6 protein-coding genes are annotated in these 7319 nt (G+C 64.6%); 2 read left to right on the top strand and 4 right to left on the bottom strand.

Features of this window, described 5'->3' with window-relative positions:
- The 4 genes from EOA79_RS26970 to EOA79_RS26955 form a co-directional block, all read right to left on the bottom strand.
- Positions 1 to 549, bottom strand: a 549-nt coding sequence (locus EOA79_RS26970; protein WP_128293457.1) for an aminotransferase class III-fold pyridoxal phosphate-dependent enzyme, incomplete at its 3' end; no start/stop codon positions are given.
- 50 nt (positions 550 to 599) lie between these two features.
- Positions 600 to 722, bottom strand: a complete 123-nt coding sequence (locus tag EOA79_RS26965) for a capsid protein (protein ID WP_066999731.1) — start codon at positions 720 to 722, stop codon at positions 600 to 602.
- A 32-nt stretch (positions 723 to 754) separates the two neighbouring features.
- A complete protein-coding gene (locus EOA79_RS26960) occupies positions 755 to 2824 on the bottom strand; it encodes a prolyl oligopeptidase family protein (RefSeq protein ID WP_095825664.1) in 2070 nt (689 codons plus the stop codon).
- Positions 2825 to 2913: 89 nt separating this feature from the next.
- Positions 2914 to 4074 carry an MFS transporter gene (locus tag EOA79_RS26955; RefSeq protein WP_128293459.1) on the bottom strand — a complete coding sequence of 387 codons (1161 nt, stop codon included), beginning with the start codon at positions 4072 to 4074 and terminating at the stop codon, positions 2914 to 2916.
- A 254-nt stretch (positions 4075 to 4328) separates the two neighbouring features.
- Between EOA79_RS26955 and EOA79_RS26950 the strand changes: the two genes are divergently transcribed.
- Entirely contained in the window at positions 4329 to 5906 is a 1578-nt protein-coding gene (locus EOA79_RS26950) for a trimethylamine methyltransferase family protein (RefSeq protein WP_095825665.1), read from the top strand.
- Between the two features lie 53 nt (positions 5907 to 5959).
- On the top strand, positions 5960 to 7319 hold a 1360-nt coding region (locus EOA79_RS26945; RefSeq protein WP_128293455.1), incomplete at its 3' end, for an FAD-dependent oxidoreductase.

The following is a 7319-nucleotide window of genomic DNA, read 5'->3' as shown; positions in this document are numbered from 1 at the left end:
ATGGACGATGTTCGGCACCGCGCCGCCGAGCTGCTTGTGCATGGGCTCCATGCCGCCGAGCGAGGTGCCGGCGATCGTCGAGCCGTGATAGGCCATCTTGCGCGAGATGATCCGGTTCTTCTCAGGCTTGCCTTCGAGCGCCCAATAGTGGCGCACGAGCCGCAGCGCTGTGTCGTTGGCCTCGGAGCCGGACGAGCCGTAGAAGACCTGACCGACATGCTCCGGCGCCAGTTCCGCCAGCTTCTGCGACAGCAGCACCGGTGTAGGCGTCGAACACTTGAAGAAGGAGTTGTAGTAGGGCAGCTCCTTCATCTGGGCGTAGGCGGCCTCCGCCAGTTCGTCGCGGCCGTAGCCGACATTGACGCACCAGAGGCCCGCCATGCCGTCGAGGAGTTCCGTTCCGTCGGAATCATAGATGAACGGCCCTTTGGCGTGGGTGATGATGCGAGAGCCCGCTTCACGCAGTTCCTTATGGTCGGTGAAGGGATGAAGGTGATGCGCGGCATCGATCTGCTGAAGCTGCTTCAGCGAATAGTTCTGATAGGTCATGGGTTTGTCTTTCCTCTTGAATCAATCCGGCGGTGGCCGGGGCGGATTCGTCAGAGGAAACGGGGCGGCGAATAGCCGATGCGGGCGCACAGCCGCAAAAGCTCGGCGCGCAGCGTGCGCGGTGACGGCGTCACCGCGACCCCGAAGGCGCCTGATGTGCTGATGCGGACCATGGCGGCACCTTAAGCCGCCAACGGCCAGCAATTCAAGCTGGACCGGCAAGCGTGCGCTGCAGAAAGACGTAGCGCATCGCCGTTTGCGCGGCCTGGGGCCGGCGATCGCCGCGCCCGCCATGGCCGCCTTCGGTCTCCTCGAAGAACAGCGTCTTGCCGTGACCGGCGGCCTGGAGCCGCGCCGCCATCTTGCGCGCATGCCCCGGATGGACGCGGTCGTCCGCGGTCGAGGTCATCAGCAGCACCGGCGGATAAACGGCACTGGTCGCCACACGCTGATAGGGTGAATAGGCGGCGAGCCATGCAGCCTCCTCCGGCTTTGACGGATCGCCATATTCCGCCATCCACGAGGCACCGGGCGGCAGTTCGGTGTAGCGCAGCATGTCGAGCAGCGGCACGTCGATGATGACGGCGCCGAACAGCTCCGGACGCTGCGTCAGCGAGACGCCGGTCAGCAGGCCGCCATTCGAGCCGCCCTGGATGCCGAGTTGTGCCGCCGTGGTGATGCCGCGCCTGACCACATCCTCGGCGACCGCGGCGAAATCATCGAACGCTTTCTGGCGCTTGCCCTTGAGCGCCGCCTGATGCCACGCCGGGCCGAACTCGCCGCCGCCGCGGATATTGGCCTGCACATAGGCATTGCCCTTGTCCAGCCAGAGCCTGCCGCGGATACCGGCATAGCCGGGCAAGAGCGGTACTTCGAAGCCGCCATAGCCATAGAGCAGCGCCGGCACCGGTCCCGTCTGGTCGCGCCGCCTGACGACGAAATACGGGATCATCGTGCCGTCCTTCGAGCGCGCCTCGAACTGCTCCGAAACATAGGGCGATGCATCGAAGCGCGCCGGCTGCGATTTCACGGTTTGAAGTGTGTCGCCATTGTCGTCCGACCATATGATCGAGCTCGGCGTCAGGAAATCGGTGAAGGAGAAGGAGACGCTGGAGCCGAAATGCTCGGCATGGCTGATGCCGACATTGCCCTTGTCGGGCAGGTCGACCGGCTTCACCGACCAGCCATTGCCGGTGCGGTCGCAAACGACGACCTTGCCGCGCACATTGTCCATCAGGTTGATGAACAGCCGGTCCTGCGTCCTCGCGAGACCTGCGATTGAAACGCGGGGCTCCGGTTTGAGCAGCGTCTCGACCAGTTCGAACGAACCGGTTTCAATCCAGCGGTCGAAATCCACGGAATAGAGCCCATCCGGCAGGCAGCGCGTGCCGTCCGGCGCCGTCCACGGACTGCGGACGCCAAAGACCAGCTGTCCCTTGAAGATCGCGGTGTCGGTCGCGTCGTCGGGCAGCGGGATGCGCCGGTTCTCGCCCGAAGCCAGCCGAAGGAAACTGTGCGAGGTGAAGAAGTCGATGGTCTTGCCGAGCATGACATGTTTCTTGTCGCCATCGAACTCCACGCCGCCGCCGACCGCGAGATGATTTTTTTCGCCCTCGAAGATCGGCGTCGCCTCCTCCAGCTTCGTGCCACGCCGCCAGAGCTTGATCACCCGCGGATAGCCTGACTGAGTTTTGTCCTCGTCCTCGAAAGCCGCCGAGACGATCACCGTATCCCTGTCCAGCCAGGAAAACCCCGACTTCGAAGCCGGTGCCCGAAACCCGTCCTCGACGAAGGATTTCTTCGCAATGTCGAACTCGCGCATCTCGCTGGCGTCGCCGCCGTCCGGCGACATGAACAGCAGGCAGCGGTCGAAATCGGGATAGAGCCGGCTCGCGCCGCCGAACACCCATTTCACGCCTTCCTTGGCCGAGAGCTGATCGAAATCGAGGATCGTTTCCCAATCCGGCTTGTCGGTCTTGTAGGAGGCGATTGTCGCGCGGCGCCACAAGCCCAGCGCGTTGGTCTTGTCCTGCCAAAAATTGTAGACGTAACCGGCGAGCGCCGATCCGACCGGGATATTGTCCTCGGCCGTCATCAGGTCGAGCGCGGTCTCGAATGCCGCCTGATAGGATGGATCGCCCTGCAGTTCGGCGACAGTCGTCGCATTCTGGCGATGGACCCACTCAAGCGCTTCCTTGCCGTTGCGATCCTCCAGCCACAGGAAAGGATCCTCGACCGGCAATTCAGGCTGTGTTTGGGTCATCGGGCTGGTCATGCGGGTCTCCGGGTCTGGCGGCCCTGCCTACATCGCGTTCGCCGCGCCAACATTCAAGAGCAGAGCGGCCTGCGCTCAGCCAGCCGGCCCTACATCACCCGCCGGCGACTGACGGTGACTACAGCCAGCGCCGCGCAGATCGCGCCGAGCGTCACCGGAAGCCCCGCGGCGCCGATCAAGTCCATCACGCCGCCGGTCAGCGGCGGCACGAGGATGCCACCGACGCCCCACATCAAGGAGAAGGCGGCATTGCCCGCGACCAGCGCCGAGCCGGTAAAACGCTCGCCAAGCTCGATGATCGACATCGTATAGATCCCGTAGGACACCGCGCCCCAGATGAAGACGCAAGGCCAGATCAGCGGCGTCTCGATGAGCGCCGGCAAGAGCGCGCAGCCAAGAACCGTCACCGAGACACAGCCGAAGCGCACGAGGCGCGCCGTCAGTCTTTCGGCGAGCAGGCCGAGCGGCACCTGCATGGCGATGTTGCCGGCGATCATCGTCGACAGCAGCGCCGACATGCGCGTCTCGGGAATGTCGAAGTGGGTGCCATAGACGGGAAGCAGCGCCAGCACCGACTGCTCGAAACCGGCGGCAGCAACGACCGCCGACAGGAGCAGCCAGGCGAGCGGCATGAAGCCGAGCACCGAAACTTTTTCACCTGCCTCGTCGACCCTGGGCAGACGTTTCACCACGACCGCCAGGCAGGCGCCGCAGAAAAGAAAAGCAAAGATGCCGACCAGAAAAGGCGGCCAACCCTCCGTGCCGACCGCCAGCAGGCAGATCGGTCCGGCCGCGAACCCAGCCGAGATGATGGTCGAATAGATGCCCATGACGCGCCCGCGCCGCGACGGCGGCGCCAGCGCGATCACCCAGATTTCGCTGAGCACATAAAGCGGATTGGTGACCACGCCGACCAGGAAGCGCAGTGGGAACCACAAATAGACGTCCTGCGTCCAGCCGATCAGCGCCAGCACCAGGGCCGAGAGCCCGGCGCAGATGAGCGCAGTCCGCCCCGCTCCGAACCGGCGCGCCAGCCCCGGGATCAGCGGCGAGGACAGGATGAAACCGACCGGCGTCATCGCGGCCGACAGGCCGATCACCGCCGGCGACACGCCTTGACGCTGCAGGATGAAGCTCAGCAGCGGATAAGAAAGCCCCTGCGCGATGGCGAACACCGACACGGTCGCGATCACGCCGGTGATCGCGGCCCACTGCACCGTTTCGTCGGTCTCTGATTTCGCCAGAGCCATCATTCCTGCTGCATTCAACGCAGGCTTAGCCGCTGCCGGCGACAGCCGTAAGGGCCAACTGACGGCAAGGGCGCATGTTCCAGCCAATCCTTGTCAGGAACGCCGGCAGGGAATGCTTTGGCGGCGGCAATTCGGCGGGCAATCTGCCCTTCCGTCATGTCGCTTCCCTCGCCCTAGTGGTCGCCGCCTCCTTACCGGCAGCATTGCCGCCGGTCCATTATGCCGACCACTTTCGCATCCCCACGAGGCCTCTCATGACTGCCGCACTTCACCCCGCCGAACCGGCATTGGCAACAGATCGCGCCCGCCGCGGCGGCCGTGCTGGCAAACGTGCCGGCGGATCGGCAGCCTTCGAGCAGCCGCCGTTCCGGCAGCTTAAGAACCCGCTGGTGCCCACCAGGCTGGTGTCCGACGACGAACTGGAATCGATCCACCTCGCCTCGCTGCGCGTTTTGAAGGAGATCGGCGTCGACGTGCTGCATGACGAAGCCCGCCGCATCATGAAGGCGCATGGCGCCGACGTTCGCGAAGGCAGCGAGCGCGTTCGCTTCGACAGCGACATGATCCTCGAGCTCATCGCGTACTGTCCGCCGGAGTTCACGCTGCACGCCCGCAACCCGGCGCACAATCTGCGCTTCGGCGGCAACAACGTTATCCTGTCGATGATGGCCTCGGCGCCGAACTGCTCCGACCTCGACCGCGGCCGCCGCCCCGGCAACCAGGTCGACTACCGCAATTTCCTGCGCCTGGCGCAGATGCACAACATCCTGCAGTGCACCGGCGGCTATCCGGTCGAGCCGATCGACATCCATCCCTCGGTCCGGCATCTCGAATGCATCCGCGACCTCGCCACGCTGACCGACAAGGTCTTCCACATCTATTCGCTCGGCAAGGAACGCAATGTCGACGGCATCGAGATCGCCCGCATCGCGCGCGGCGTCAGCCGCGAGCAGCTGATGGAGGAGCCGTCGGTCTTCACCATCATCAACACCAATTCGCCGCTCAAGCTCGACGTGCCGATGATGGAAGGCATCATCCAAATGGCGAGCATGGGCCAGGCGGTGATCGTCACGCCGTTCACGCTCTCCGGCGCCATGGCGCCCGTCACCATCGCCGGCGCGCTGGTGCAGCAGAATGCCGAGGCGCTCTCCGGCATCGCCTTTGCCCAGATGGTGAAGAAGGGCGCGCCGGTCGGCTATGGCGGCTTCACCTCCAATGTCGACATGAAGTCGGGCGCACCGGCCTTCGGCACGCCCGAATACATGAAGGCGCAGCTCGCCGGCGGCCAGCTCGCCCGCCGTTACAATATCCCCTACCGGACCTCCAACACCTGCGCCGCCAACACGGTCGACGCTCAGGCCGCCTATGAAAGCGTCTTTTCGCTCTGGGGCGCCATCCAGGGCGGCGGCAATCTGATGATGCACGGCGCCGGCTGGCTGGAAGGCGGCCTGCGCTGCTCCTATGAAAAGACCATCCTCGACATCGACCTCCTGCAGATGGTGGCCGAATTTCTCACCCCGCTCGATCTCTCCGAAGACGCGCTCGGCTTCGACGCCATCCAGTCGGTCGGCCCGGGCGGCCATTTCTTCGGCACCCAGCACACGCAGAAGCGCTACAAGACCGCCTTCTACTCGCCGATCGTCTCCGACTGGCGCAATTTCGAGACCTGGACCGAGGCGGGCTCGCCGACGGCGCTGGAACGCACCAACAAGGTGTGGAAGGAGCGCCTCGCAGCATACGAAGAGCCGTATATGGACCCGGCCATCCGCGAGGAGCTCAACGACTTCGTCGAGAAGCGCCGCACCGAAGGCGGCGCGCCGACCGATTTTTGATCTTTCACGCCCCGCTCACTCGATTCAGTCTCTGCAAAAACGGACCTATCTTCATGAAATCCCACGTTAAAGCGGTTGTCATCGGCGGCGGGGTCGTCGGCTGCTCGGTGCTCTACCACCTCGCCAAGGCCGGCTGGACCGACATCATGCTGATCGAGCGCTCGGAGCTGACCTCCGGCTCGTCCTGGCACGCGGCGGGCGGCTTCCACACCCTGAACGGCGACCCGAACGTCGCCAAGCTGCAGGCTTATACCGTCCAGCTCTACAAGGAGATCGAGGAGCTTTCCGGCCAGTCCTGCTCGCTGCATCTGACCGGCGGCGTGATGATGGCCGATACCCCCGAGCGCATGGATTTCCTGCGGCTCGCCCACGCCAAGGGCCGCTATCTCGGCATGGATACCGAGCTGATCACGCCGTCCGAAGCCAAGGCGATGTTCCCGCTGATGGACGAGAAGAATTTCGTCGGCGCCATGTGGGATCCCGTCGAAGGCCATCTCGACCCCTCCGGCACGACCCACGCCTACGCCAAGGCCGCGCGAAAACTCGGCGCTGAGATCGTGCTGCGCAACCGCGTCGTCGAGCTGACGCAGGAAGCCGACGGCACCTGGAACGTCGTCACCGAGCAAGGCACGGTGAAAGCCGAGCATGTCGTCAATTGCGGCGGGCTGTGGGCGCGCGAGATCTGCCGCATGGTCGGCGTCGAGCTGCCGGTGCTGGCGATGGAGCACATGTACCTGCTCACCGAGCCGATGCCGGAGGTCGAGGAATTCAACAGATCGACCGGCCGCGAGATGATCGGCGTGCTCGACTTCAAGGGCGAGATTTACACCCGCCAGGAGCGCAACGGCATCCTGCTCGGCACCTATGAAAAAGCCTGCAAGCCATGGTCGCCGGTCAACACGCCCTGGGATTTCGGTCATGAACTCTTGCCACCCGACATCGACCGCATCGCGCCGTCGCTGGAGATCGGCTTCAAGCATTTCCCCGGCATCGAGAAGGCCGGCATCAAACAGATCATCAACGGCCCCTTCACCTTCGCGCTCGACGGCAACCCGCTGGTCGGCCCAGTCCAGGGCCTGACCAACTTCTGGTGTGCCTGCGCCGTCATGGCCGGCTTCAGCCAGGGCGGCGGCGTTGGCCTGGCGCTGTCCAACTGGATGGTGCACGGCGATCCGGGCTTCGACGTCTGGGGCATGGATGTCGCCCGCTTCGGCGAATGGGCGACGCTGCGCTACACCAACGCCAAGGTGCGCGAGAATTATTCGCGGCGCTTCTCGATCCGCTTTCCGAACGAGGAACTGCCGGCCGCCCGGCCGGCGCAGACGACGCCGCTCTACGACACGATGCTCGCCAACAATGCGGTCATGGGCGACTCGTGGGGACTGGAAACCCCGCTCTGGTTCGCGCCCAAGG

It is taken from the genome of Mesorhizobium sp. M1A.F.Ca.IN.020.03.2.1, assembly GCF_004023205.1.
In the GTDB taxonomy this organism is placed as follows: domain Bacteria; phylum Pseudomonadota; class Alphaproteobacteria; order Rhizobiales; family Rhizobiaceae; genus Mesorhizobium.
This window is presented reverse-complemented; position numbering and strand designations above follow the sequence as displayed.